This window comes from Acinetobacter gyllenbergii (genome assembly GCF_001682515.1).
Classification (GTDB): domain Bacteria; phylum Pseudomonadota; class Gammaproteobacteria; order Pseudomonadales; family Moraxellaceae; genus Acinetobacter; species Acinetobacter gyllenbergii.
Genome location: NZ_KV575262.1, coordinates 514,950 through 541,540, shown reverse-complemented (window position 1 = coordinate 541,540; position 26,591 = coordinate 514,950). Strand labels below are relative to the sequence as shown.

The 26,591-nt window shown below is 40.1% G+C and carries 26 protein-coding genes and 1 tRNA gene; 15 read left to right on the top strand and 12 right to left on the bottom strand.

The genetic code is table 11. The features are described from left to right. Positions 1-141 precede the first annotated feature (141 nt). Together NG55_RS08565 and map are read right to left on the bottom strand one after the other, a co-directional pair. Positions 142-1,236, bottom strand: a complete 1,095-nt coding sequence (locus NG55_RS08565; protein WP_065343008.1) for an OmpW/AlkL family protein — start codon at positions 1,234-1,236, stop codon at positions 142-144. 205 nt (positions 1,237-1,441) lie between these two features. Beyond that, positions 1,442-2,266 carry a type I methionyl aminopeptidase gene (gene map / locus NG55_RS08560; RefSeq protein ID WP_016540537.1) on the bottom strand — a complete coding sequence of 275 codons (825 nt, stop codon included), beginning with the start codon at positions 2,264-2,266 and terminating at the stop codon, positions 1,442-1,444. A 234-nt stretch (positions 2,267-2,500) separates the two neighbouring features. Between map and rpsB the strand changes: the two genes are divergently transcribed. Then, complete coding sequence (gene rpsB / locus NG55_RS08555; protein WP_004652723.1) at positions 2,501-3,253, top strand: 30S ribosomal protein S2; 753 nt, start codon at positions 2,501-2,503, stop codon at positions 3,251-3,253. A 138-nt stretch (positions 3,254-3,391) separates the two neighbouring features. Then, entirely contained in the window at positions 3,392-4,267 is an 876-nt protein-coding gene (tsf, locus tag NG55_RS08550) for a translation elongation factor Ts (protein ID WP_004652724.1), read from the top strand. A 98-nt stretch (positions 4,268-4,365) separates the two neighbouring features. On the opposite strand, the gene NG55_RS08545 is transcribed toward tsf, so the two are convergent. The 3 genes from NG55_RS08545 to NG55_RS08540 form a co-directional block, all read right to left on the bottom strand. Next, complete coding sequence (locus NG55_RS08545; protein WP_023270144.1) at positions 4,366-4,839, bottom strand: copper resistance protein NlpE; 474 nt, start codon at positions 4,837-4,839, stop codon at positions 4,366-4,368. A 108-nt stretch (positions 4,840-4,947) separates the two neighbouring features. Further along, the gene (ykgO, locus tag NG55_RS20560) at positions 4,948-5,073 is read right to left on the bottom strand and encodes a type B 50S ribosomal protein L36 (protein ID WP_005183685.1); all 126 of its coding nucleotides are present in this window, start codon (positions 5,071-5,073) and stop codon (positions 4,948-4,950) included. A 343-nt stretch (positions 5,074-5,416) separates the two neighbouring features. Further along, positions 5,417-6,331: a LysR family transcriptional regulator gene (locus NG55_RS08540; protein ID WP_023270142.1), complete on the bottom strand. Its 915-nt coding sequence runs from the start codon at positions 6,329-6,331 to the stop codon at positions 5,417-5,419. Positions 6,332-6,467: 136 nt separating this feature from the next. On the opposite strand from NG55_RS08540, the gene NG55_RS08535 reads away from it, so the two are divergent. After that, complete coding sequence (locus NG55_RS08535) at positions 6,468-7,652, top strand: alpha-hydroxy acid oxidase (protein ID WP_228704167.1); 1,185 nt, start codon at positions 6,468-6,470, stop codon at positions 7,650-7,652. A gap of 102 nt (positions 7,653-7,754) precedes the next feature. After that, positions 7,755-9,068, top strand: coding sequence for an MFS transporter (locus NG55_RS08530; protein ID WP_016660377.1), 1,314 nt, complete (start codon positions 7,755-7,757; stop codon positions 9,066-9,068). Positions 9,069-9,267: 199 nt separating this feature from the next. Here the strand turns inward: NG55_RS08530 and NG55_RS08525 are convergent. The 3 genes from NG55_RS08525 to NG55_RS08515 form a co-directional block, all read right to left on the bottom strand. Next, positions 9,268-9,343, bottom strand: a tRNA-Gly gene (locus tag NG55_RS08525). Positions 9,344-9,405: 62 nt separating this feature from the next. After that, entirely contained in the window at positions 9,406-10,827 is a 1,422-nt protein-coding gene (gene cysS, locus NG55_RS08520) for a cysteine--tRNA ligase (RefSeq protein WP_065343006.1), read from the bottom strand. 103 nt (positions 10,828-10,930) lie between these two features. After that, positions 10,931-12,340, bottom strand: a complete 1,410-nt coding sequence (locus tag NG55_RS08515; protein WP_065343005.1) for a purine-cytosine permease family protein — start codon at positions 12,338-12,340, stop codon at positions 10,931-10,933. 375 nt (positions 12,341-12,715) lie between these two features. Here NG55_RS08515 and NG55_RS08510 point away from each other — a divergent pair, with 375 nt between their 5' ends. From NG55_RS08510 to NG55_RS08460, 11 genes are all read left to right on the top strand, one after another. Next, positions 12,716-13,693, top strand: coding sequence for a KpsF/GutQ family sugar-phosphate isomerase (locus NG55_RS08510; RefSeq protein WP_065343004.1), 978 nt, complete (start codon positions 12,716-12,718; stop codon positions 13,691-13,693). Between the two features lie 3 nt (positions 13,694-13,696). Next, entirely contained in the window at positions 13,697-14,236 is a 540-nt protein-coding gene (locus tag NG55_RS08505) for a KdsC family phosphatase (protein WP_016540549.1), read from the top strand. A gap of 39 nt (positions 14,237-14,275) precedes the next feature. Then, positions 14,276-14,827 carry an LPS export ABC transporter periplasmic protein LptC gene (gene lptC / locus NG55_RS08500; RefSeq protein ID WP_016540550.1) on the top strand — a complete coding sequence of 184 codons (552 nt, stop codon included), beginning with the start codon at positions 14,276-14,278 and terminating at the stop codon, positions 14,825-14,827. Further along, positions 14,811-15,359: a lipopolysaccharide transport periplasmic protein LptA gene (lptA, locus tag NG55_RS08495; protein WP_016540551.1), complete on the top strand. Its 549-nt coding sequence runs from the start codon at positions 14,811-14,813 to the stop codon at positions 15,357-15,359. Before lptC ends, lptA begins: the two co-directional genes overlap by 17 nt. Beyond that, on the top strand, positions 15,359-16,105 hold the full coding sequence (lptB, locus tag NG55_RS08490) for an LPS export ABC transporter ATP-binding protein (RefSeq protein ID WP_004652734.1): 747 nt from the start codon (positions 15,359-15,361) through the stop codon (positions 16,103-16,105). The genes lptA and lptB overlap by 1 nt, the downstream gene beginning before the upstream one ends. Positions 16,106-16,450: 345 nt before the next feature. Continuing rightward, complete coding sequence (locus NG55_RS08485) at positions 16,451-17,941, top strand: TolC family protein (RefSeq protein ID WP_016540553.1); 1,491 nt, start codon at positions 16,451-16,453, stop codon at positions 17,939-17,941. Then, complete coding sequence (locus tag NG55_RS08480) at positions 17,941-20,064, top strand: type I secretion system permease/ATPase (protein WP_065343067.1); 2,124 nt, start codon at positions 17,941-17,943, stop codon at positions 20,062-20,064. Before NG55_RS08485 ends, NG55_RS08480 begins: the two co-directional genes overlap by 1 nt. Positions 20,065-20,081: 17 nt before the next feature. Continuing rightward, positions 20,082-21,272, top strand: coding sequence for an HlyD family type I secretion periplasmic adaptor subunit (locus tag NG55_RS08475; protein ID WP_016540555.1), 1,191 nt, complete (start codon positions 20,082-20,084; stop codon positions 21,270-21,272). A 91-nt stretch (positions 21,273-21,363) separates the two neighbouring features. Further along, positions 21,364-21,951, top strand: a complete 588-nt coding sequence (locus tag NG55_RS08470) for an IMPACT family protein (protein ID WP_065343003.1) — start codon at positions 21,364-21,366, stop codon at positions 21,949-21,951. 77 nt (positions 21,952-22,028) lie between these two features. After that, positions 22,029-22,643, top strand: coding sequence for an acyltransferase (locus tag NG55_RS08465; protein ID WP_065343002.1), 615 nt, complete (start codon positions 22,029-22,031; stop codon positions 22,641-22,643). Positions 22,644-22,748: 105 nt separating this feature from the next. Then, the gene (locus tag NG55_RS08460) at positions 22,749-23,591 is read left to right on the top strand and encodes a universal stress protein (RefSeq protein WP_016540558.1); all 843 of its coding nucleotides are present in this window, start codon (positions 22,749-22,751) and stop codon (positions 23,589-23,591) included. A 119-nt stretch (positions 23,592-23,710) separates the two neighbouring features. Here the strand turns inward: NG55_RS08460 and NG55_RS08455 are convergent, their stop codons facing one another. The 4 genes from NG55_RS08455 to NG55_RS08440 form a co-directional block, all read right to left on the bottom strand. After that, complete coding sequence (locus NG55_RS08455; RefSeq protein ID WP_016540559.1) at positions 23,711-24,379, bottom strand: O-methyltransferase; 669 nt, start codon at positions 24,377-24,379, stop codon at positions 23,711-23,713. Positions 24,380-24,518: 139 nt separating this feature from the next. After that, positions 24,519-25,232, bottom strand: a complete 714-nt coding sequence (locus NG55_RS08450; RefSeq protein ID WP_016540560.1) for a D-Ala-D-Ala carboxypeptidase family metallohydrolase — start codon at positions 25,230-25,232, stop codon at positions 24,519-24,521. A gap of 123 nt (positions 25,233-25,355) precedes the next feature. Then, positions 25,356-25,685, bottom strand: a complete 330-nt coding sequence (gene fdxA, locus NG55_RS08445; RefSeq protein ID WP_004652744.1) for a ferredoxin FdxA — start codon at positions 25,683-25,685, stop codon at positions 25,356-25,358. Positions 25,686-25,988: 303 nt separating this feature from the next. Next, entirely contained in the window at positions 25,989-26,519 is a 531-nt protein-coding gene (locus NG55_RS08440; RefSeq protein WP_141669889.1) for a GNAT family N-acetyltransferase, read from the bottom strand. Positions 26,520-26,591 lie beyond the last annotated feature (72 nt).

Sequence of the window (26,591 nt, the reverse complement as noted above, 5' to 3'; positions counted from 1 at the left end):
GTACAGGAAGCAAAAGGAGTGTCTATGTCAGACAAATTAATAAAAACTGCTTATTCATAGTGCGTGATTTTTGATCGTAGTGCTTTGAGAGGTTGCATAATAAAAAAAGCAGCGAGTGCTGCTTTTTTTATTAAATAGAGTTTAGAAACGGTAACCGACACCTGCATAACCTAAAATAGGGTTGATCTCGATATCTGTTTTTGCGCGAATGAGCTCTCCATATTTAGAATCATTCACGGTTATTGTTGCTTCTCCTGTAAGGTGTGCATATGAAACTGAACCAACGGCAAACCAACGATCGTTGAAATCATAAGTAAAACCAGCAGTGGCAACAGGTGCAAATGCATCTGAAGCTTCTAATTTAACTTTTGGATCACCAGAGCTAGTCTTTTGATCCAAGGCTGCACCTGCTTTACCATCTTTAATATTGACAATCATATGTCCAGCATTGATTAGATCATTTTCGATTGCGGAATTGATTTTCAGCTCATTAAAATAAGCATACATTAGACCTAATCCAACATAGGGTCTGAATTTATTTACACCTGTTTTACCGAAATGATATTGGAGTTCAAAAGCTGGCGTCCATGCTCTAGCCGTTGCTGCTGTACCATGTGCTTCTAGGTCAGTAATGAAAATTTGTTTTTCTAAATCGATTGAAGGTAAATCTATCCCTCCAATAATAGGAAGTTCTATTGATGGATGTGCTGTAGCTGTTAATGGTGCGTAAATTTGCCCTTTGCCTTGAATGTCGACCTTTGGTGGAATACCTGCTTTAACTTCAAGTGAAACATTATCAGTGAAGAAGTAATTTGTCATGATGCCAAGAGTCATGACATCATCTGCTTCTAATCCTGTACCTGGGTTATTCCATTCGTTTAGACCATAGATTTCGGCATTACCACTTAATGAACCAGGTAAGGTTTCTTGTCCCAACCCATCTAAAAAATTAATGAAAGCTGTTGATAGGTTAGGGTCCATATCTTTAGATATACTGTCTTTAACGGTTTTTATTGAAACATCTCCAACTTTGGATTGTTCTCCGTTTGCAACAGCAGTGTTAACTTTGACGGGTTGTGCTTTACCTGTTGGTTTTACATACAAAGCACCTACGGAAACCGAAAAGCGTTTAAACCCATCTCCATCTTTCAAACTAAAATAAGGTGAGTCTGCGAAAGCAAGTGTCGGTAGGGCACATACGCCTGTAATCAGGCAAGCGAATGATTTCTTCATCATTTTGGGACTCCATGTCCAGAAGTTTGTTAGGATTTTTCTTGCGCCCACCATAACGCTATTTTTACGCAGGCTTTGTTTAGTTAAATTTTATAATTGTTATGCTTATGAATATTTTTGTTTGATTTAAATAAATTGATGAAGAAATTGTGAAGAGATAAAAAAAGCCACCGAAGTGACTTTTTAAAAATAATTCAAAGATTATGAATTACATAAAGCGTGATAGATCTTCTTCAGGGCGAGCGGTAAGTACTTCGATCCCTGTTTGTGTTACCAAAATCGTATGTTCATATTGAGCAGATAACTTGTGATCTTTTGTGACAACCGTCCACTTATCACCTAAAAGTTTAGTCTGCCAAACACCTGCGTTTACCATTGGTTCAATAGTAAAGGTCATGCCAGCCTCTAGACGCATACCTGTACCTTTTTGCCCATAATGTAAAACTTGTGGTTCATCATGGAACACATTGCCAATGCCGTGACCACAATATTCACGCACCACACTAAAGCGTTCAGACTCAACATATTGCTGAATAGCATAACCAACATCGCCAAGGTATGAACCATCTTTTACCGTTGCCATACCACGGTACATGGCTTCTTGTGCGACTGAACATAAACGATTGGCAAGAATCGATGTTTCACCACCAATGACATACATCATATTGGTGTCGCCGTGATAACCATCTTTAATCACAGTTACGTCAATATTTAGAATATCACCGTTTTTTAAGATTTTATTTTCAGATGGAATACCATGACAAACCACGTGGTTCACCGAAGTACAAATAGAATGTTGGAACGCAGGGCGCCCTGGGGCAGCACCATAGCCTACGCATGCAGGAATTGCCTGTTGAACATTTTCAATATGATTACGACAGATTGTATCGAGTTCTAGTGTGCTCACACCCGCTTTAATATGCGGTTTAATCATGTCTAGAACTTCAGCCGCCAATTTCCCTGCAACACGCATCTTTTCAATTTCTTCAGGTGTTTTGATTAATCGACGAGGCGCTGTATAAGTTGTATTCATGATCTCTAAAAACTTTTGGTAATTTGCAAGCGTCTATGGTATAAATAGCCGCCTATTTTATCAAATGCTTTTCGTGACTATCTTTTATTATTTATGAAAAGATTTTACGAAGATATCTGATAACAATAGTCGTAAAAAAATCCGCACATATATCGACACATTACTCTGGGTGCCTAGCAATAGGTGGAGAATGCGGATATATGGAGGCCTAACCCAAACTTTAAGGTAAAGAAAATGGCAGATTACAACGTAAGCATGCGCGACCTTCTTCAAGCAGGCGCACACTTTGGTCACCAAACTCGTTTCTGGAACCCAAAAATGCGTCAATACATTTTTGGTGCACGTAACAAAATTCACATCATCAACCTTGAGCACACTGTTCCTGCGTTAAATGATGCTTTGAACTTCGTTAACAACTTGGCGAGCAAAAAGAACAAAGTATTGTTCGTTGGTACAAAACGAGCTGCTTCTAACATCATCCGTGAACAAGCTCAACGCGCTGGTCAACCATATGTAGATCACCGTTGGTTAGGTGGTATGTTGACGAACTGGAAAACACTTCGCCAATCTATCAACCGTTTAAAAGATCTTCAAACTCAATCTCAAGACGGTACTTTTGCTAAGCTTACTAAACGTGAAGCTTTAGAGCGTACTCGTGAGATGGAAAAACTTGAACGTGCTTTAGGCGGCGTTAAGAACATGGGTGGTTTACCTGACGCATTATTTGTAATCGACGTTGATCACGAAGCGATTGCAATCAAAGAAGCGAAAAACTTAGGTATTCCTGTAATCGGTATCGTTGATACAAACTCTAACCCAGACAACGTTGATTACGTTATTCCGGGTAACGACGATGCGATCCGTGCAGTAACTTTATATGCTTCTGCTATGGCTGATGCGATTCTTGCTGGTAAAGAATATGCTCAATCACAAGCAAATGCACAAGCTAAAGGCGACGACGCTGCTAAAGACGCTTCTGAGGCTTAATGCGTTTTGACGCAAGCTTGTCATTTTTGCGACATGTAATGGTGGCAAATTAAAGCGTCGAGATTGCAAACGGCCCAGAGATTCTTTGGGCCGTTTTTGTTGAACAGATTTATTTTCTACCGATTTTAGGAGATCAACATGACTGCAGTTACTGCGAGCATGGTAAAAGAATTACGTGACCGTACTGGTCTTGCAATGATGGAATGCAAAAAAGCATTAACAGAAGCAGGCGGTGACATCGAACTTGCGATTGATAACCTTCGTAAATCAGGTCAAGCAAAAGCTGCTAAAAAAGCAGGTAACATTGCTGCTGATGGCGCGATCACTATTATTCAAAACGGTAACAAAGCAATTCTTGTTGAAGTTAACTGTCAAACTGACTTCGTTGCTAAAGACGAAAACTTCAAAAACTTCTCTGATAAAGTTGCTGCTGCTGCACTTGCTGCAAACGAAACTGATGCTGCGAAAATTGCTGAACTTAAGCTTGAAGACGGCGCAACTGTAGAAGAAGCTCGTGTTGCATTGGTTCAAAAAATCGGTGAAAACATCCAAGTTCGTCGTGCTCAAATCGTTGAAGGCGAAAACTTGGCTGTTTACAAACACGGTTTAAAAATCGGTGTTGTTGTTTCTTACACAGGTGATGCTGACACTGGTAAAGGTATTGCAATGCACGTTGCTGCGTTCAACCCAGTTGCTGTAAATGCTGAAGCTGTTCCAGCTGACTTGATCGCTAAAGAGAAAGAAATTGCTGAAGCGAAAGCATTAGAATCTGGTAAGCCAGCGAACATCGTTGAGAAAATGGTAACGGGTTCAGTTGAAAAATACTTGAACGAAGTTGCGCTTGATCGTCAAATGTATGTTATCGACAATGACAAGAAAGTTGCTGATGTATTGAAAGCAACTGGTACTGTTGTCGCTCAATTCGTTCGTTTCGAAGTGGGTGAAGGTATTGAGAAGAAAGCTGAAATGAGCTTTGCAGAAGAAGTTGCTGCTGCTCAAGCTGCTGCGAAGTAATTCGTATCTTCTAAAAAAACCCAGTCATTTTGACTGGGTTTTTTATTGCCTGTAGAAAAGTCCACTATATTGAGTGGGCTTTTATCGGTAGAAATAACTTATTCAGCTTCTTTCTTGAGTTCGTATTTGTCAGCTAATTCGCCCGTAATCTCTTTGCCTTCTGTGTCGAGGGCTTTTAAGTAGCCTTCAGCAACAAAGTATTTACGGCCATCACCGGCTTTGTCGAGTTCAATAATAGAGGTGTTTTTGCTGTCAAAAGTAAAGCTACCTTTGCTTTCAAATGCTTTACCATCGCCTTTGCCAAGATAAGTCTCTTTGAGCTCGTAAGTTTTATCTAGATTAAGTTCAAGTTCGGTTTCAATTCCTTCGCAATCTGCGCAAGGGAGTACACCTTTATATGTGCCATTCCAATCTAATGAGTTTTCTGCTGTATGTGCGCTATCAACAACTTCAGCGCTGTTTTCTGTACTCGTTGCAGCTGGGGTTTGTTCATCAGTTTTTGGTGTTTCTGCTTTATTGCATGCAACTAAAAAAATAGAAGCTAAAGAAATGGCGATAATTGATTTTTTCATCTTAGATATAACCTTGTGAAAACATTAATATCCAAGTTATTAGATTTTAAAAAGAAATGGTAGTAAGGGAATGTAAGGGTTATTTAACCTTTGGTAAAGCAAGGCGAGTTAGCCTTGTCTTGCTTTGAAGCGAGGGTTTGATTTGCAGATGACAAATAACTTGCCGCGACGCTTTACAATCTGGCAATCGGGACTGCGATGTTTTGCGCTTTTAAGGGATGAGCAGACTTTCATTTTGGGTCTCTATAAGTAAATGTAATGTTATAATATTACATTTAATTTGTGTTGTAAAGCTCGCCACATTGTCGAAAGCCTGAATAAAAAGGTGGGAATTGGAAATAAAAAAGCCCTTATCTTTCGAAAAGGGCCTTTTGAATCTGGAACGGGAAAGGAGATTCGAACTTACGGTCTCAGCCTTGGCAGGGTTTAAGCGCTGTTTAAATTATTAACTCTTTTGTTGAGTTAAACGATTTTTTTTGAGTTAGCAAAACATAAGAAAAAATTTATATCTATATAGATATATCAACTAATTGTAGGTTTATATTTGTTGTTGGTAACTTAGATTGTATGCAAAACTTCATAAAATATCATTCGGTCTTAGCGAAAAGTTGATATGTTCACGGACTAAGGTTTGCATGGTTGGAATAATATTTCGAATATCCCCGCGTCTCCATTGAAAAGCGTAATGGAGTGGGGCTAATGGTGGATTACTTTCAAGTTGAATCAGTGAGGTACCTACGCCATTTTCCATCCAGCCTTTAGGTAAAAAACCAATACCAACACCTTCTCGAATCATTCCAGCAACAGCACTCCAATGATTACAAGTGATACGCTTAATTTCATGAATATTCTGACCTAATAACCAGTCATCCAAAATACGGGTTGTTCCCGCTCCAGCAGGTAGGGTAACGAGTGTATGTTGAGTTAATAGGCTTATTAAATCTTGAGCTGAGGTCTGATCCAGTAATGGCTCGGCGATCATCCATACAAAATCAGCTTTCATAATCGACTGGGAGAGAATACTACTTTTAGACGATCGACCAGCCATAATAGCAAAATCCAGTTCACCAGCCTCTAATTTCCGTTCAAGTACTGCACCAACATCAACATAGGGTTCCAAATGTAAGAGCGGGTGCTCTTTCTGGGCAATGGCAATAAATTTGGGTAGCCATGTTAGTGCTGATAACTCTCCAACACCAAACTTTAACCTGCCATTCAAGCCTTTTTGTTTATCCGTAAAGGTTGTTTGTAGTGTTATGACAGCTTCAAGTACTTTGCTTGCCATACTTAATAAGCGTTCTCCATCCTCAGTTAACACAGCACGATGTCCACTACGATCAAAAAGTTGATGATCCAAAATGCATTCTAATTCATGAATTCTTTGTGATAACGACGAAACTGATATATGTAGACGTTGTGCTGCGATAGCAAAATTATCACACGTTGCTGCCCAATAAAAAGCTTCCAATTGCTTAATGGTAGGAGATGACATTGTTCAATTTTTCCGAATAACCTTGTTTGAATAATACCGCTTTTATTTATGTTCCTCTATCACTATAAAGTAGATTGTGGAAAATGGATGAGCGACTTTTATGGATGCACATAAGCAAAATATTCAAGGAGGAAAGATGTCTTCTAAGAACATACCTAAAGTGCTGGAAGATATTTTATGCTTACAAGATTTTGAGGAAAAAGCACGTCGAAAACTACCTCGGCCAATCTTTGGTTATATTGCTGGCGCAGCAGAGGAAAATACGAGCCTTCAGGACAATCGTAGCGTATTTAAAAATTATCGTTTTATCACGCAGGTCTTAACAGATGTTTCTAAGCGAGATCAAAAAGTAGAGCTATTTGGAAAAACTTATCATTCACCTTTTGGCATCGCTCCTATGGGCTTAAATGCATTGTCAACCTATCGGGGAGATGTGGTTTTAGCACGTACTGCACAAGCTGCCAATATTGTTTCAATTATGAGTGGTTCATCCTTGATCCCCTTAGAAACGGTGGTAAAAGCCGCGCCAGATACATGGTTTCAAGCGTATCTTCCTGGAGACACACCGCGCATTTTGGCATTGCTGGAGCGGATAAAGAACGCTGGTTTTAAGACACTGGTGATTACGGTCGATATCCCCGTTTCTGCAAATCGGGAAAATAATGTGCGTTCAGGCTTTTCGACACCATTACGTCCAAGTTTGCGTTTGGCTTGGGATGGGCTGACTCGACTTTCGTGGTTATTTGGAACCTTCTGTCGGACATTTATGAAGTATGGAATGCCTCATTTTGAAAACTCCTTTGCGACGAGAGGGGCGCCAATCCTATCTGCCAATGTGCTGCGTGATTTTTCTGCCAGAGATCATTTAAATTGGGAACATTTCAAACAAATTCGTGACTATTGGCAAGGACATTTGGTGATTAAAGGGGTGCTCAGTGTTAAAGATGCTCGTCTTGCCAAAGAAATGGGGGCAGATGGCATCATTTTATCTAATCATGGCGGTCGTCAATTGGATGGAGCAACTTCTCCCATGCGAATTTTACCGGATGTCGTTCAGGCATTAGGCTCAGATTATCCTGTCATGATTGATAGTGGTTTTCGACGGGGTTCAGATGTGCTTAAAGCGGTTGCTTTAGGGGCAAAGATGGTCTTTGTTGGACGACCATTTAATTATGCAGCTGCTGTAGCAGGCGATACAGGCGTAGAACATGCGATTAGCCTGCTACGTGATGAAGTCGATCGTAATATGGCAATGTTAGGTGTCAATCGTTGTCATGAGCTGAATCCCAGTATGCTCATCAATTGTCGATCTTCAGATTAGAGTGTCTTTTTACTTTTAATTATCCGCTTAAATTATGACCTGTCTTATAGATGGAAACTATAGGCGATAGGGGTCATGCGCCTTAAATAAAGGATTATTCGTATGCAAAATGTTCATGAAACAGAACAAGAAAAAGCCAAACGTTTAAAGAAAGTTGCAACGGCCACCATTGTGGGTTCAATGTTGGAATGGTACGACTTCTATTTATATGCCACGATGGCATCTATTGTTTTTAGTAAAGTTTTTTTTGATAAATCTGATCCTAGTACAGCAGCGATTGCCGCCTTTGCGACCTTTGCAATTGGATTTATTGCTCGACCATTTGGCGGTATATTTTTTGGTTTTTTTGGTGATCGTTATGGTCGCAAAAAAATGCTTTATATTACCTTTTTGCTGATGGGGCTATGTACTGTATTTATCGGACTCATTCCTAGTTATGACACGATTGGGATTTGGGCTCCCATACTTTTAGTTTTTTTTCGGATTATTCAGGGGCTTGGTGCAGGTGCGGAATTCGCGGGAGCGGCAATTACTTCTTATGAGCACGCATCGGATGAAAAACGTGGTCGTCAAGGGGCTTGGCCAGCATTAGGTTTAAACTTGGGCTTATTATTGTCCTCACTGACTATTTTTCTACTCACTTTAAATGGAGATGAATTTTTATTAAATGGCGGTTGGCGTATTCCATTTCTATTAAGCTTTGTATTGGTCCTTGTCGGGGTTTGGGTCAGAAAAAATTTACCTGAAACGCCAGATTTTGAACAAAAAATTAATGACGATTCAAAAGTGAAGATTGAAAATCCTTTTAAAAGTTTACTTAAAGCGAATCTAAAAGGGGTGTTGGTTGTTTTGATTGTGGCAATTGGATATAACGCACTAAGCTACATTTTTAAAACCTTCTCTTTAGCTTATTTAACACAATTTAAAGGGGTGACAGCACATGTTACATCTTTGTCGATTACGATCGCCAGTTTAGTCGCCATCGTAACCGTGCCCTTGTTTGGATGGTTGTGTGATTATTGGAGTAGTAAAAAAGTACTAATCTTAGGTGGGCTTTTATCCTTATTATTTGCGTATCCTTTTGTGAAATTACTGGAAACAGGTCAGGATATCTTTATCTATATTGCAATTGCGATAGGAACCGGTATTTTGGCACCAATGATGTTTGCTTCACAAAGCTCATTTTTATGCCGACAATTTTCAGTGGAAAATCGTTCTACTGGGGTGAGTTCTAGCCGAGAAATTGGTACGGCAATTGCAGGTGGTCTAGCTCCATTGGGTGCTTTGAGTATGGTTGCAGCCTCACCTACACACTCAACAGCCAGTGTTATCATGATTTTAATCGCCGCAGCAGTTTTTGTTGTGATTGCCGCATTATGTGATCAGGGCTACCGATTCTCTAAACATAAAAATTAATATCAATCACCTAAACTCAATTGATATTAAGATCTGAAGAGTGATGTGGAAAAGTCATATAAGTTGTTCGTTGTGGGTGTGCTCTGCACACTCAAATATGATGAGGTTGAGTCTAATCATACTGAACTAAGCTGATACTATAACGAGGAACAAATAAAAAGCCCTTATCTTTCGATAAAGGGCTTTTTTTTTTTGAATCTGGAGCGGGAAAGGAGACTCGAACTCCCGACCCCAACCTTGGCAAGGTTATGCTCTACCAACTGAGCTATTCCCGCAATAGGACGCATTATAGAGAGTTTCATTCAAGTGTCAACTCTTTATAATGCTGAGTGTTTAATTAATCAGCACGGCGCCAGATTGTACCTTGACGCGTATCTTCCAAAACCACACCTTGATCGAGTAAAGATTGGCGAATGCCATCGGCTCTCGCAAAGTCTTTGGCTTTTTTCGCATCAACACGTTGCTGAATGAAGTTTTCAATTTCAGTATCAGACAGTGTAAGTGCTTCCTGACCAATATCTGACTTAAGGAATTCATCCACATCATGTTGAACTAAACCAAGAATGTTGGTTAAGTGACGTAGGGTAGAGTAAAGCATTGCCGCTTGTTCTGCTTGCTCTTCTTTCACCGCGCGATTCAGTTCTTTGTTGAGCTCAAAAAGTACCGCCATGGCTTCAGCGGTATTAAAGTCATCACACATTGCACTGTTAAAACGTTCAACAAAGTTTTGCTCTAATGTTTCAATCGTTTTTTGACCATATAGCTGTTGATAGGCTTTAAATGAATGATAAAAACGACTCAGAGCAGTTTTTGCTTCTTTTAAGGCAACATCAGAGAAGTTGACCGGGCTACGGTAATGAGAAGACACGATGAAGTAGCGAATTACCTCAGGGTGGAACTTCTCCATCACATCGCGAATGGTAAAGAAATTGCCTAATGACTTAGACATTTTCTCGCCATCAACATTGATGAAACCAACATGCATCCAATAATTGACATATTGTTCACCAGTCGATGCTTCACTTTGTGCGATTTCATTTTCATGGTGCGGGAACATCAGATCTGAACCGCCCCCATGAATATCGAAATGATTGCCTAGGCAGCAGGTCGACATCGCAGAACATTCAATATGCCAACCTGGGCGGCCATTGCCCCAAGGTGAAGCCCATGCAGGTTCATTTGCTTTGGCATGTTTCCAAAGAACAAAGTCAAAGGGATGTTTCTTTTCAACTTCAACATCCACACGCTCAGATGCACCGGCTTGCATATCATCCAATTTACGACCAGATAAACGACCGTATTTATTGAACTTGCTCACCTCAAAATAAACATCGCCATTGGCAGCAGGGTAAGCAGCCCCTTTATCAACCAAGGTACCAATCATATTTTGCATTTGATCAATATATTCAGTTGCTTTGGGCGCTTCATCAGGTTCAGCACACCCTAAGTTAGCCGCATCTTCATTCATTGCTTGAATAAAACGAGCAGTGAGTTGTTGGATGCTTTCGCCATTTTCATTGGCACGTGCAATGATTTTGTCATCAATATCAGTAATGTTGCGAATATAGCGAACTTTCCAACCTTGGCTGCGTAGAAAGCGAATGATGTAGTCAAATGCAACCATAACCCGAGCGTGCCCAATATGACAGTAATCGTAAACCGTCATACCACAGACATACATATCGATTTGACCTTCTTTACGTGGGACAAATTCAACTTTTTTACGTTGCTCAGAGTTATATAGAACAAAAGGTTGCATAAGGGTTTTCAAACACTCTACAAAAATCGTTATTCATCATAACGTATGCACCATATTTCATAAAGTTATCAGTAGAAAAAAGATGGCTTTCATTTGCAATATTTCATGATTCAAAACCAATTTGACTTGTCATTCGAAGTTGAGCTTTTTTTGCGAAATAATAATAAATCACAGCCGTTGCCAGAATGCCGACCAACCAAGAGATATCGATACCCCCTAACATGGTCGCGATGTGACCCGTGTAAACTTTGCTATGAATAAAGGGGAGTTGTAGTAACACGCCCATGATATAACACCCAATGCCGATACTATTCCAGCGACCATATTTTCCATTCGGATCGTATAAGGCAGCGACATCACATTCTTCTTTAGAGATGAAATAGTAGTCTACGAGGTTAATTGCACTCCAAGGAATAAAGAAGGTGAGTAAGAACAAAATAAATGCTTTAAAGGTATTTAAAAAAGTGTGCTCACCCAGAATTGCGATGATTGTAGAAATGGCGACCATCGCAAGGACGATACCTAAACGTGTCATTCTTGAAATTTGATAATGTGGTTTGAAGCTATTCCAGATGGTTGCAATGCACATGAAGCATCCATAGGCATTTAGCGTGGATAGCGTAACTTTACCGAAAGCGATACTGAAATATAAGAACGTAATGATCAGCGCTACAGCGTTCATACCCACCACATATTGCACTTCATTTCCGACAAAGCCGCCTTGTGAAATCTGTGCAATGAATACCCCTAAAGTCATTGAGATTTGTGAGCTGAGCAACGACCCCAAACCGACTGCCAAAAAGACGCGAGTCGAAGAGGTATTTGAAGGGAGGTATCTGGAATAATCAGCCACATAAGGGCCAAATGAAATTTGCCAAGAAGCAGAAAGCGAAATTGCTAATAAGAATGAGGACCAGCTAAACTTTTGAACGGCCATTAATTCAGAAAAATTGGAATGGGTTAAAATTTGAGTCAAAATAATGATAAAGGCAACTATGCCAATAACGCTTGCAACTTTTCCCACCCAGTGGATTAAGCGATAACCAATGGTGGCAAAGATCACAATAAACGCCGCATAGATTAAAATTCCAGTGCTATTGCTGACATTGATGAGTTGTGCGATCGCTTTACCTGCGAGGACTTCGCCTGTGGCAGTAAATCCGATGTACATCAAGCAAACTAAGAAAATCGGAATGCAGGCACCATATACGCCAAATTGAACACGGCTTGAAATCATTTGAGGCAAGCCAAGTTTGGGTCCTTGTGCTGCATGCAAAGCCATGACGATGGCACCGAAGCATTGTCCAATGAATAAACCAATAATCGACCAAAACACATCACCACCTAGTACAACCGCCAAAGCACCTGTAACGATTGCTGTGATTTGTAAATTAGCACCAAACCATAGTGTAAATTGACCGAAAACACTGCCGTGCCTTTCATGTTCTGGAATAAAATCAATACTGCGGTTTTCAATAAATTGATGTTGTTCTTTCTCATCCAGTGAGTTCATCTTTTTACTCCGTATCCTTGAAGCATTTATCGTCTTAAATACCTAATTGGGTGCTTAGGTCTAGTCATGTATGATCTTATTTGTATATGTATATACAACTTGAATTAATAATAAGCAAGTTTTTTCTATCAAGTAAAGAAGAGGCGCATGATGAAAGATGGCTCTACATAGGCTGAACTAAATAGGGATTTAAAATATGGATGTTTAGCCAAATATAATGTGTCTTATTTTTATACTTCATCTCTTCATTTTTCATGAAAACTTATACATTTAGAAACGTGTAATATTTGCAGATATGCTAGAATCTCCATCATTCTTTTGATTAAAATCGTCTACCGTACAGGTGGATAGAGTATTATTTTGAGTCAAACTCATATGTCACAAACCATAGATTTCCAAAAAAGCGCATTAGAAACGTTGCGTGTCGAACAACAAGCGATTGAGGTTCTTGCTGCCCAGATTAATGAGCGTTTTGACCTTGCATGTGAGATCCTGTTGCAATGTCAAGGACGTGTTGTTGTGACAGGAATGGGTAAATCAGGGCATATTGGTCGTAAAATGGCGGCTACCTTTGCATCGACAGGAACCCCATCCTTTTTTATGCATCCAGGTGAAGCTGGGCATGGTGATTTGGGTATGTTGGTGCGTGGAGATGTACTGATCGCGATTTCAAACTCTGGTAAAAGTGATGAAATCATGATGCTAATGCCATTGATCAAGCATTTAGGTGTGCCTTTAATTACCATTAGTCGTGATGACAAGGGGCCAATGCCGCAAAATGCGGACGTTGCCTTGACCTTGGGACAAGCAGATGAAGCTTGTCCTTTAGGCCTAGCACCAACCTCAAGCACCACTGCGACTTTGGTGTTAGGTGATGCCTTAGCAGTGGCACTATTAGAAGCACGTGGTTTTACTGCAGATGATTTTGCCCGTTCACACCCCGCAGGCGCTTTAGGTAAACGTTTACTTTTGCATGTCAAACATTTGATGCATATCGGGGCTGAGTTACCCAAAGTTCGACCAGATACGCCGATGAACAAAGTGTTATATGAAATTTCTGACAAGCGTCTGGGTTTAACCACAGTTGTGGATGAAAATGATACCTTATTGGGTATTTTTACAGATGGTGATTTACGTCGTATGATTGACCAGCAACAAGGTTTTGATGTGAATTTACCAGTGTCTGCAGTCATGACTAAAAACCCATTGACGATTTCTCAGGAAGCCCGTGCGGTAAAAGCTTTAGAAAAAATGCATGAGAAAAAAGTTAATCAATTTGTGGTTGTTGATGAAGCCAATAAAGTCATTGGTGTGATTAGTATGCATGACCTCATTCAGGCAGGAGTAAATTAAGCCATGGCATCTTATGCTTTACAAGAACAAGCTCGTCATTTACAAGCCCTTGTGCTTGATGTAGATGGGATCTTAAGCGATGGCTTTGTCACTTTAACCAATTCAGGCGATGAAATTAAATCATTTGATATTCGTGATGGCTTGGGCATGAAATTGGTTCAGCAAGCAGGAATGAAAGTGATTATTATCACTGGGCGGAAAAGTAACATTGTTGAAAAACGAATGTCTGATCTTGGTGTAGATTTGGTGTTCCAAGGACGTGAGGATAAAGGAACTGCATTACGTGAAGCGTGTGCACAATTGAATCTTTTACCTGAAGATTGTATCTATATGGGTGATGACTGGCCTGATTTATCTGCCTTTGCGATTGCAGGTATGAAAGTCACTGTGCCAAATGGCCATGAAGAGGTACGCCGTCGTGCGAATCTAGTGACCCAAGCAATGGGTGGCCGTGGGGCAGTGCGTGAAGTTTGCGATATGTTGTTGATGGCAAAAGGTGTTTACCAAGAACTGCTTGAAAAATATCTTGCTGTACCACATTAATATAGTGTTGATTCGCTCAAAGGTTAGGTAACCCTGTTTATGGATACCAAAGTTTTATATGTTGTTGCTGTTGTGGTCGCTACGGTGAGTGGTGGCTATTACTATTACAGTGGCAAAGCAAAAAAGTTGGATGTTGATTCAGCCAAGAATATGACCTATTCAGCGCAAGGTGTTCATTTAACCCAAACCGATGAACAAGGGAATTTGTATATTCGTGCTCAAGTCAAACAGCTAGAACAGAATATGCAACAAAAAACCTCTCAGTTTGATCAATTGAATGCGGTGATGTACAAACAGGGCAAACCTGATGCAACATTTTATGCCAAGCAAGCACAAGGTTATGATGATAATAGTAAAGTTGTTCTGCTGGGTGATGTTGTTGCAACGAAATTGTCTGATCAGGGTAATAAAATGGAGTTTCATACCGATGAACTCACGGGTTATCCAAAAACAAGAGAGCTTGAAACACAACATGAAGTCACGGTGCAATCACCATCAGCTCAGTTTGTGAGTCAAGGCCTCAAGGCTAATTTAAATAATGGTCAATATGAATTTTATAAAATTCGAGGAAAGTATGCGCCTAGCTCTTAATTCTAAATCTCGTTCTACTTTCCTGAAACAAGCCACTTGTGCTGCTGTGCTTGTATTATCTTCTGCCGCAAGTTTTGCTTTGCCCTCAGATCGTAATCAACAGCTTTCTTTAGTCGCTGATCGCGCAACCTATAATGATAAAACAGGTGTAACCACCTACACGGGTAATGTGGTGATTGAGCAAGGTACGATGAAGCTGCAAGCAGATTCAATTGTTGCAAATTTAAATAGCAAAAAAGAGATTCAAATCATCACTGCAAAAGGCCAGCTTGCAAAATTTCAGCAGCAAATGGATGCAAATAAGGGCTTAGCTCGTGGTGAAGCACAAACCATCGTCTATAACGCAGATACGGGTATTATTACTTTAACGGGTAAGGCCTATCTGTATCAGGATGGCTCAAGTATTCGGGGTAATAGCCTAAAATATAGTATGAATAAAGGGGATGTAGAAGCACAAGGTTCTTCAACCAATCGCGTGCAAATCATTATTCCACCTTCAAGTTCAAAAAGTTTCCCAGGGGCGCGTGATTAATGGAACAATCAGTGCAACAACCACAAACGCTTTGTATTAAGCATTTGGCTAAAAACTATAGTAAACGTTGGGTTGTGAAAGATGTTTCTTTTACAATGCAGAGTGGACAGATTGTGGGTCTACTTGGGCCAAATGGTGCAGGTAAAACCACAAGCTTCTATATGGTCGTTGGTCTTGTTCGCATGGACAAAGGTGAGATTCACTTAGACAATCTTGATTTGTCCGATCTGGCAATGCATGAACGTGCGCGTAAAGGCATTGGCTATTTACCGCAAGAAGCTTCAATCTTTAGAAAGCTGACCATTGCCGAAAACATTATGGCAATTTTAGAAACGCGTAAAGATTTAAATAAACAGCAGCGTCAACAACGCCTCAATGAATTATTAAGTGATTTTAAAATTAATCACATTAAGGACTCTTTGGGAATGAGTGTATCGGGTGGTGAGCGTCGCCGTGCTGAAATTGCACGTGCTTTGGCTGCTGATCCGAAGTTTATGTTGCTGGATGAACCTTTTGCGGGCGTGGATCCAATTTCTGTTGGTGACATTAAAGATATTATTCAGACACTCAAAGATCGTGGCATTGGCGTGTTGATTACCGATCATAACGTTCGTGAGACCTTAGCCATTTGTGAGAAAGCTTATATTGTGAGTGAGGGATCTGTGATTGCAGAAGGCACACCGCAAGAAATTCTGGATAATGAACAAGTTCGTAAGGTATACCTCGGCGATGATTTTGTTGTTTAATCTGCAAAATCTGTTTTAAGAAAAGAACCAAGAGGTTCTTTTTTTTATGAAGAAAAAAAATGATGAGCGGTGAAAGATTAGACAGATAATAAAATGTTTGAGCAGGGGGTTAGTTAATTTATTGATACCTATTTATTTTATTTATTCTATTACCAAGGCATAATCTATTAAAATGTGAACTGTTTTACAAAAATATACACATATCTATGTGGGAATTTATGTGGGGAACATAGTGTTTTTTATAAAAAAATGCTTAAAATGAAAATGCTGAAATGATAACAATACGAAAAAAATATGAACTTGCACAACGATATAAAAGTGAATAATGGAACATGGAAAAAAAGTATGGATTTTAAGTGGTTACTCTATGTAGCAACACTGTCTGTGCCAATGACACATGCAACACCACCGAGTGAACAGTATCACACTTTAAAAAACAATATTTCTAAGCTTTTTGTCCCAAAAAGTAGTGATGAGTTCAAAGTGGCACAAATGCAGAAATTGAGTAATTTTTCTGTAGATACTTCATTGGGACGTGATTTGCCTGTGGTGGGGTCAGGTCGTCCTCAAGTCGATACGATTCCAACTGCTTTTTGGCAAAATCAACGCAAAGTGCTTACGGATGCAGTACAGATTGCAGTACAGCGTAATCCTGAAATTTCTCAAACTATTGCAGCATTAGCTTCACAAAATGCCAATATTGATGTCGCCAAGTCTGGTTATTATCCACAGATTGGTGGTGGGGTCAGCACAGGTGATTTAGGCAAAAAAAGTACTCGAGGGCAGCAGCTGCTGACGTTAAGTGCAACGCAAATGCTGTATGACTTCGGCAAAGTAAAGTCGGGTGTTGATGTCGAAAAAGCTAAAGTTTTGGTTGGTCAAGCCAATGTTTTGGTCAAGATTGATGATATTTCTTTAGACGCCGCCCAGACGATTATCAATATTCAGCGGTATCAAAAACTGATCCAGATTGCGAATCAGCAAATTGCAGGGATTAAACGTATCCAAGAGATGGCGAATTTGCGTGCCAATGCGGGGATTAGTAGTCAGGCGGATCCGATACAAGCACAGTCTTATTTGCAATCAGCACAATCGGCGATGATCGCGCAACAATCTTTGCTGAGTCAATATCAGCAGCATTTGTATACATTATTGGGCTTTGATACACGAAATGTACAATGGGCCATTTCAGAAGATTATGTAAAACAATCAGATTTATATGCGGCACCACAGTTCAATACCATTCCACAAATGATTGCAGCACAAGCTGGGATTGAAGTTGCACGTAATCAAAAATTACAGACACAGGTGAGTAATTATCCGACACTAGCTGTAAAAGGTGAACTGAGTCAAGCTTTACATGGCAGAAACCCAAGCAATGATAAAGAGGGCGGGTTTGATAGTGCCATCATGTTTGAAGCCAGCAGTCAGTTCTATCAGGGTGGAGCAACCGCCTCAAAAACCCGAGCGGCGAGTTTTGCTGAAGAGGCAGCAAAAGCACAGGTCAATGCCGTGTATTTAAAAGTGTTGGATCAAATTCGAACCAGCCGTGAACAAATTGAAAATAAGCAACGCCAAATGCAAGTTTTGGCAGGGCAACAAGCGACAACAATACGAACTAGAGAACTTTACCAAGAACAATATAAGTTAGGGACCCGAACTTTGGTTGACCTGCTCAATGCAGAACAGGCAATTCATAGTGCGAATTCAGAAGCAGAAACGGCACGTTATGACATTTACAGCAGTATTGCACAATATATTGCTGCGACTGGACGTTCTCGCCAAGCCTATGACCTCAATAATATAAAAATCCAAGGATTTGAGGTACAACCATGATGACTACAAAAATAAATTATCAGCCTTGGTTACAGGCCATACTGACGATTGCAAAACATTATCGCATTGAACCTTCTGAGGAGCGGATTCGTTTACAGCTCGATTGGAACCAAAATCAAAATCTAGATGAAGTATTGGTTTTGATTAGTCGACAGGTTGGTTTAAATGTCAGACGGGTTACTTTTAGTGATGACGTGATTAACCCCTGGCGTTTACCTGTGCTGGTAGAGTTAGCCGACGGGCAAGTTGGTGTTATTGATAAAGCCGACGGTTCAGGCCACGTCAGTGTTCAACTGAGTGGTGATCAAGGTTTATCACAAAAGTTTGCAGTGGGTGCATTGAAGCACATTATTAAAAATGTATATGTGCTTCGTCCAGAACAGTCAGTGCCTGATGCACGTATTGATGAATACATTAAACCGTATGAACCAAGCTGGTTCTGGTCAATTGTCTTACAGGATTGGAAACGTTATATCGATATCATGTTGGCATCGATGATTGCCAATATTTTGGCTTTGGCCACGATTATCTTTTCGATGCAGGTCTACGACCGTGTAGTTCCATCTCAGTCTATTCCAACGCTTTGGGTACTTGCTGGTGGAGTGCTGATTGCAGCTATTTTTGAGTTTGTATTAAGACTATCGCGGGTCTATATCTCCGATATTATAGGTAAACGTGCAGATTTAAGGATCTCTGATCGTGTCTTTGGCCATGCACTAAGAATTAAAAATAGTGAGCGTTCTAAGTCAACGGGAACCTTTATTTCTCAAATCCGAGAGTTGGAAGGTGTTCGTGATCTGGTGACGTCAACCACAATGGGAGCAATTGCTGATCTCCCTTTCTTTTTCTTATTCCTGATTATTTTTGCAATTATTGGCGGCAATCTCTTTTGGGTGATGCTGCTGGTTGTTCCCTTGATGATTTTGCCTGCAATTTTGGCCCAGAATAAATTGGCACAACTTGCACAGGAAGGGATGCGTGAATCTTCAATTCGTAATGCCATTTTGGTAGAAGCAGTACAAGGCATTGAAGATATTAAGTTATTGCGCGCAGAGTCACGTTTCCAGAATCAATGGAATCATATGAATGAAGTGTCTGCCGATATTAGTATGCAGCAGCGCAAGATCGTAGGTGTATTGACTGCGTGGACACAAAAGATTCAGGGCTTAACATATGCCGCGGTGATATTAGTGGGCTGTTTTGCGGTGATGAAAGGTGACATGACCACAGGTGCTCTGGTCGCCTGTTCGATTTTATCTTCACGTATGCTTGCGCCGATTTCACAGATCACCGGGATTTTGGGACGTTTGCAACAGGCAAAAGTCGCGAAGAAAAGCTTAGATGAGTTAATGCAGAAACCTGTAGATCAACCAGATCAAGCACATTTAGTACACAAAGAAGTGTTGCATGGCGATTATGAGTTGAAGAAAGTGGTGTTCCAATACACGGAAGAGGATCCACGCCCAAGTTTGGTGATCCCACAACTTAAGATTCGTGCGGGTGAACGTATTGCAATCTTAGGACGCAATGGTGCGGGTAAATCTACTTTATTACAGATTTTATCTGCAATGCAGTTCCCTAATTCGGGTTCGGTGTATTTGGATGATTTGGATATTAGTCTGATTGACCCTGCCGATGTGCGTCGTGATATGGGCTTACTTAATCAGAATGCTCATTTATTTTATGGCACAATTCGTGAAAATCTGACACTTGGCGCACCTTTAGCGCGTGATGAAGATATTCTTAAAGCTTTAAAAGTAACAGGTGCCTTGAGTTTTGTGCATGAAAAGAAAGAAGGACTCGATCATTTGGTTTTGGAAGGTGGTGTTGGTTTTTCTGGAGGGCAACGACAAGCCTTATTGTTGGCGCGCTTATTGATTCGTCAACCGAATATTCTATTGCTAGATGAGCCTACAGCGGCAATTGATGATGTTGCAGAGAAGCAACTGATTGATCACTTGAAGAGTTGGCTCGGTTATCGAACTTTAGTGGTTGCAACACATCGACGTGCTGTTTTGGAGTTGGTGGACCGAATTATTGTTATGAATGAAGGTAAGATCGTCATGGATGGACCAGTAGATCAAGTTTTACAACAATCATCAATAAAACAAAAAATAGTTTAATACTTCGAGGAAATTTTATGAGTGAACAACAACAGAACAGCAGTCGTCCCATGAACGTAACTTATAATGAACCAAGGTTACCTCGTTCGACGCTTGTTGTTTGGATGATCGGGATTGGTTTACTTTCACTCTTAATCTGGGCATGGTTATTTAATCTGGAAGAAGTTTCAACGGGTACGGGGAAAGTGATTCCCTCTTCAAAAGAGCAAATTATCCAGTCGCTTGAAGGGGGAATTCTCACAAAACTTGATGTCAATGAAGGGGATGTAGTTGAAAAGGGGCAAATCCTTGCTCAACTTGATCCTACACGCTTTGCTTCAAATGTTGGAGAGTCAAAGTCTTTATTGATTTCTGCGCAGGCAACAGCTGCACGTTTACGTGCTGAAGTGACAGGTTCGCCTTTAAGTTTTCCTGAAGACGTGCAAAAGAGTCCTAAATTGGTACAAGAAGAAACGGCATTGTATTTATCACGACGTGCCAATTTAGAACAGTCAATTGAAGGTTATGAACAAGCTGCAAAACTGGTACGACAAGAACTGGCAATGACTGAGCCATTGGTTGCCAAAGGGGCGGCCAGTGAGGTTGAAGTCTTGCGTTTAAAGCGTGAGGCCAATGATTTAAATAATAAAATCAATGACACGCGTAATCAGTATTATGTCAAAGCACGAGAAGAATTGTCTAAGGCCAATACTGATATTCAAACTCAGCAGCAGATTGTGAATGGTCGAAATGACAGTCTGGAACGTGCAGTGTTTAAAGCCCCTGTACGTGGCGTTGTGAAAGAAATTGATGTTACGACTTTAGGTGGTGTGATTCCTCAAAATGGTAAGCTCATGACCATTGTACCTTTAGAGGATAAGTTACTGATCGAAGCGCGTATTTCACCACGTGACATTGCTTTTATTCGTCCTGGCCAGGAGGCCTTGGTTAAAATCACGGCCTATGATTATTCAATCTATGGCGGTTTGGATGGTAAAGTGACGGTGATTTCACCCGATACCATTCGTGATGAGGTTAAGCAAGATCAGTTCTATTATCGTGTTTATATTCGGACGGATTCAGATCGCTTATATAACAAGGCAGGTAAAGCCTTTAGCATCACACCAGGTATGGTTGCAACCGTGGATATTCGTACGGGGCAAAAAACCATTATGGATTACTTATTGAAACCGTTTAATAAAGCCAAAGAAGCATTGCGTGAACGCTAACTTGTGCTGATTGAAAACCTCGCTTGATGCGAGGTTTTTTATTTGGATGCGAAAAAGCTATAATTGCGTTTTAAATTTGTATTTATGCTTTATGCCATTCACCATTGCCAGTCCGGTCACTTTCGAAGAAGAAATCAAAAAAAGTCGTTTCCAAGCGATTGCTGCTGTTGTTGAAAATGAGCAGCAGGTTAAAAATTTTTTAGAAGAACATAAAGATCTGTCGACGACACATCAATGTTGGGCGTGGAAAATTGGACATCAGGTTCGGTTTAATGATGATGGTGAACCCTCTGGCACAGCAGGGCGCCCTATACTTGCGACGATTGAAGGCAATGAGTTGACCAATGTCATTGTATTGGTAAATCGTTGGTATGGTGGGATTAAGTTAGGCACAGGTGGATTGGTTCGTGCTTATGGTGGCTGTGCAGGTCAATGTTTGCTCTTGGCTGAAAAAATTGAATTGATTGAAAAGAAGGAAATTCGCTTTGCTTGTTTATTTAATGAATGGGCGATTATTCAATATGAGCTGATGCAACAGCAGATCGAATATCAAGAACAATATACCGAAACAGGGGTGGTCATTGAGGCACGTGTTCAAGTGCATCAAATTGAACCTTTAAGACTTAAACTTCAGGATGTGAGTAGAGGACGTGAGAAATTACATGTATGTGATGATTGAAATGTATCTGTCCTCTCTTGCGAGGCGATGCCTCTCAGGACGTGAGCAAGTGGTGTTGCTCGAGGAACAACAAGACGATGAATGATCCTTTATTGAAATACCGAGAGCAGCATAAACAGCGTCTGAATTATATGCCATGGCTGTATTGGACACTGAAACCCAAACACCGTGAATGGGCTGAGGCATGGCAGGCAGAGTATCAAGCCTATTTGATGGAGATGGAAACCGTTGAAATTGGTCAGAATTGTTTTATTTCACCATTAGCCCATATTTTTGCTGAACGTGGTCGAAAGATTAGTATTGGCGATAATACTTTTATTGCGGCTGATTGTACTTTGCATGGTCCTTTAGAAATTGGTAATGAAGTGGCCATTAACCACCATTGTATTTTAGATGGTGGTCGTACCGGAATTAAGTTGCATGATCAAGTTCGAATTGCGGCCTATAGTCATCTCTATGCATTTGATCATGGCATGGAAATGGATCGTCCGATCTATCAACAACCCGTGACTTCCAAAGGCATTGAGATTGGTCGAGATGTGTGGTTAGGAGCGCATGTCGGGATCAAGGATGGAATTAAAATTGGCGATCATGCGGTGGTGGGAATGAACAGTATGGTGACTAAAGATATTGAGGATTATGCGGTAGTTGCAGGCAACCCTGCCAAACTTATTCGTTATCGAAGCGAATAAAAAGCGTATGAGATTCGATACATAAATTTAACCCACCATGCTTTTATCTATGTTAAGTTAAAAATAAGTAGAAGACCTAAGGTATATACCTAGAGAGAGGCGAAAATGAACCGTGTAATTGCATGTATTGATTCTTCACCCTGCATAGATGCTGTTGCAGAAGCGGCAGTATGGGTTGCGAAACAAACGCAAAGAGAGTTGGTATTGTTGCAAATCTTGGACTATTACCCAGCTAGTTATCATTTAGGTGAAATCAGTGGCGTGATTGGCTTTGAAAGTAATGCCATGCTACTTAAAGAACTCGCGGAGTTGGAACAAAAGCAAAGCGAGCTAGCACTCGATTATAGTAATAATTTGCTCAATCACATTTCTGAGTTGATCGAAAAGCAATATGGTTTAACCAGTACTAAAATTCAGGAAAAAGGCGATTTTCTTGAACAAAGTTTTAATATCCTCAATGAAAATGATGTCGTGATCATGGGGCGGGTTGGTGAGCGCGCCGCCGAGAAGAATAAAGCCATTGGCAGTAATGTCGAAAACTTTATCCGTGGGGCGAATTGTACCGTCATCACAGTCGGCGAACATTTTCAGCCACCGAAACGTTTCATCTTTGCTTATGAATATTCACCGACTTGCCAGAAGATGCTGCAACGCATTGCACAAAGTGATCTGTTGAAAAAACTACAATGTCATTTGCTTTATGTGGGTGATCATCCAGAAATGTTGGCGGAACCTGAAAAGTATTTAACGGATGCGGGTTTAGAGGTGGTTTCTGTATATCGTTATGGTGATGTCGCACAAAATATTCTTGAATATCAAAGAGAACATGATATTCAACTAATTGTACTCGGTGCATTCAGCCACAGTAAAATTCATCAATTTTTCTTAGGCAGTATCACAACAACCATTTTTCGTAATGCCAATGTTCCGCTATTAGTTGCTAAGTGATTCATTTTGTTCCATATAGTTATCCGCAATTCCTGTGGATAACTGTATGGAAAAGCATAGCAGATAAATATAATTTATTGATATTACACAACTAAATTAAATAGGTTGTTTTTTGACCTTTATTTTACAATGGCAATGGCAAAACCATCATGGCCTTTTGAGCCGACGGTTTGCAAAGCTGTGCAAGAAAGCAGCTGAGGATGATCTTTCAATGCAGTGAAAGCTTCACGAATTCCTTCAATACTAGGTTTCTTGTTATTCTCGTCTAAAATTGCGCCTGCACGGATCACATTATCCAAAACGATAATGGTGCCTGAATGCGACAGTTTGAGACTGAGTTCAAAATATTCACGGTAACTTTGTTTATCTGCATCAATAAAAATCAGATCAAAGGGTTCACTGCCATCTGCAATGAGCTGGTTCATAATATCTGCACCACGACCTTTTTTGAGCTCAATATGGGTGGGCATATTGGCATAATCAATATTTTCTTGGGCAATGAGCACGTGAGTATCACGTCCTTCAACCGTCAGCAGATAACCATCATCAGGTAGAGCTTTAGCAAGCCAAATAGTACTGTATGCTCCAAACGTACCGAGTTCCAATACACGTTTGCATTGGTTCATTTGAATCAACATTTGCAAAAACATGCCTTGATTAGGCGCAACAGCCAAATGATTAGAAAAACCCTGAGTATCAGTATTGTCTAATGCATGTTGAAGTCTTGGATCTGTGGGAATTAAATGTGAATTGATATAGTCATCAATCTCGGTCCACATCTGTTGCATAATCAAGTTTACCTACCAATTTGTTAGCTCTGCATTTTAAACGTTTATGCTGAGAGTGCAATTTTATTGCTGATTGAATCTATAGGATTAAAGCAAAAAAGAGATCATTTTGATCTCTTGTTAAGAATATGATCTATTTTTAGAAATTACACATTGAGCTGTTGCGGGTAAGATCAGGGCCCCAAGTACGATAGCCTTGGGTATCAATATGAATCTGACCAGAACTATATAAGCCAATTCCCAAGTCTAGGCTTTGGCCATGCTGTGCCCAGAACTGACATAATTTAAACTTGGTTTGCTCAATATAGGCATAATCTTGAGGTTGAGGATATTCAGGCCCAATACGGAAATCGATGGCTGAGTTGAATAAATGTTTGGAAGAACCCGCACCACCCGCACATTGGTTGAGTGGCAAATCACGATAGACAGAAGTCACTTCAAAATCGGTCAGGATTTTGGCTGCGATTAAATACTTAAAGACCCGTAAGGTCGAAAGGGAATTGTTCCATAATTCACGGTTAGGCACCATATATTCGGTACGACCACATTTTTGCCAGTCGCGAGCAGTACGAAGTAACTCAAAGCTTGGAATAATATGCGCCACATTATTACGTGTCAGAAATTGTTCATATTCCCGAACACGGGCATAATTTTCACCTTGATTCAACCATTGGCGATAAGATGCAGGTTCAACTTTGTTTGGGATCGGGCGGGTAATCGTGACTTGTTCTTGGGGAATGTAAATTCTTTTACCTTGCTGCTGATTTACTTTTGTCGTTGAGCTGGTACAGCCCGCCATCATCACAGGGATGATAAATAATGATAATAGACCCTGTAATTTATTTCGCATCATAAAAAGGCAGTTCAAAATCTGTAGGCGTACTATTTTAATGCAAAATAGCGCATGAATAATGACGTAATTGCAAAGAAATGTGTGGTTCAGGTATAAAAAAGACCAGTAAACTGGTCTTTTGAATTATTTTTCTAAATATTGTAGCTTGTCTGGCTTACCATTCCATTCTTCACGGTCTGCTGGTTGTTCACCAATTTGTGTGATGTTATTACCTGCCCATTTTTCTGATAATTCAGCATTGAGTTCGATAAAGACTTCTTGACCTTCTGGTAATTCATCTTCAGAGAAAATTGCATTTGCTGGGCATTCTGGTTCACAAAGTGCACAGTCGATACATTCATCTGGATTGATAACGAGGAAGTTCGGACCTTCGTAGAAACAGTCTACAGGGCAAACTTCAACACAATCTTGATATTTACATTTAATACAATTTTCAGTGACAACAAAGGTCATGGCGACAGCTACCTAAAAATACGGTTTTTTGTTTGGAATGAGGTATTGTAGGCAAAAAAGGGGTAAACAAACAATTGCTTTTATTGATATTGTTTATTTATACATATGAAAAATAGATTAATATATTGATAATAAAGAAAATATTGCAATCATTTTTGGGTTTTTTGATTAAAAATAAAGTCATAGCCTGCTTAATTCGCTCATTCATTGCAACTGAATCTTATTTTTATTCTCAATTAAAACAGCTAATTAACAAGGCTGAATCAGCTTTAGTTTTTTATTTCTACTGAGTTGTGTAAAAAGTTAAAGTGTATAGAGCAAGTGAATGTCTTCTGGTTCTCGTTCCAACAGCTCTTGATCAGGTTGTGCGATCAGTTGAGCACCTTGTTTAAGGTAAAAATCCACTGTGCGCTGACTCGGGGTGGCAGAAATATAGAGTTGTTTGGCATTAAGTTGTCGTGCTGAGTTAAGAGCTGATAACATCAACTGAGTGCCAATCCCTAAACCTTGATGATCAGCATCCACATAAAAATATTGCAGTAACTTGGCATCAGGATAGTCAGCAATATACTGATTGGAAACGACCTGTATCGCAATCAGCTGATTGTCTGAATCAAATCCACCTACGCATAGCGCCCCTTGTTGATACAATTGTTTGAGCAAAGCTGGGTCATTTTCCAAATGATAGGTATCCCAATTTTGCTCATCATAAAAACAATCAATGAGTTTCAAATCTAAACCCTGTTGGACATACATTTGAGTGATCAGTTCACGCCGACTAATCTGTTGCCAGATTAGATCAATTTCTGAAAATTGTAGGATTTTAAACTGAATATTAATGGTTTTGTCCTTAACTTTTATATTGAATCAGAAGGTGAGTCAACATCATCTCATTGGTAGAGGAAT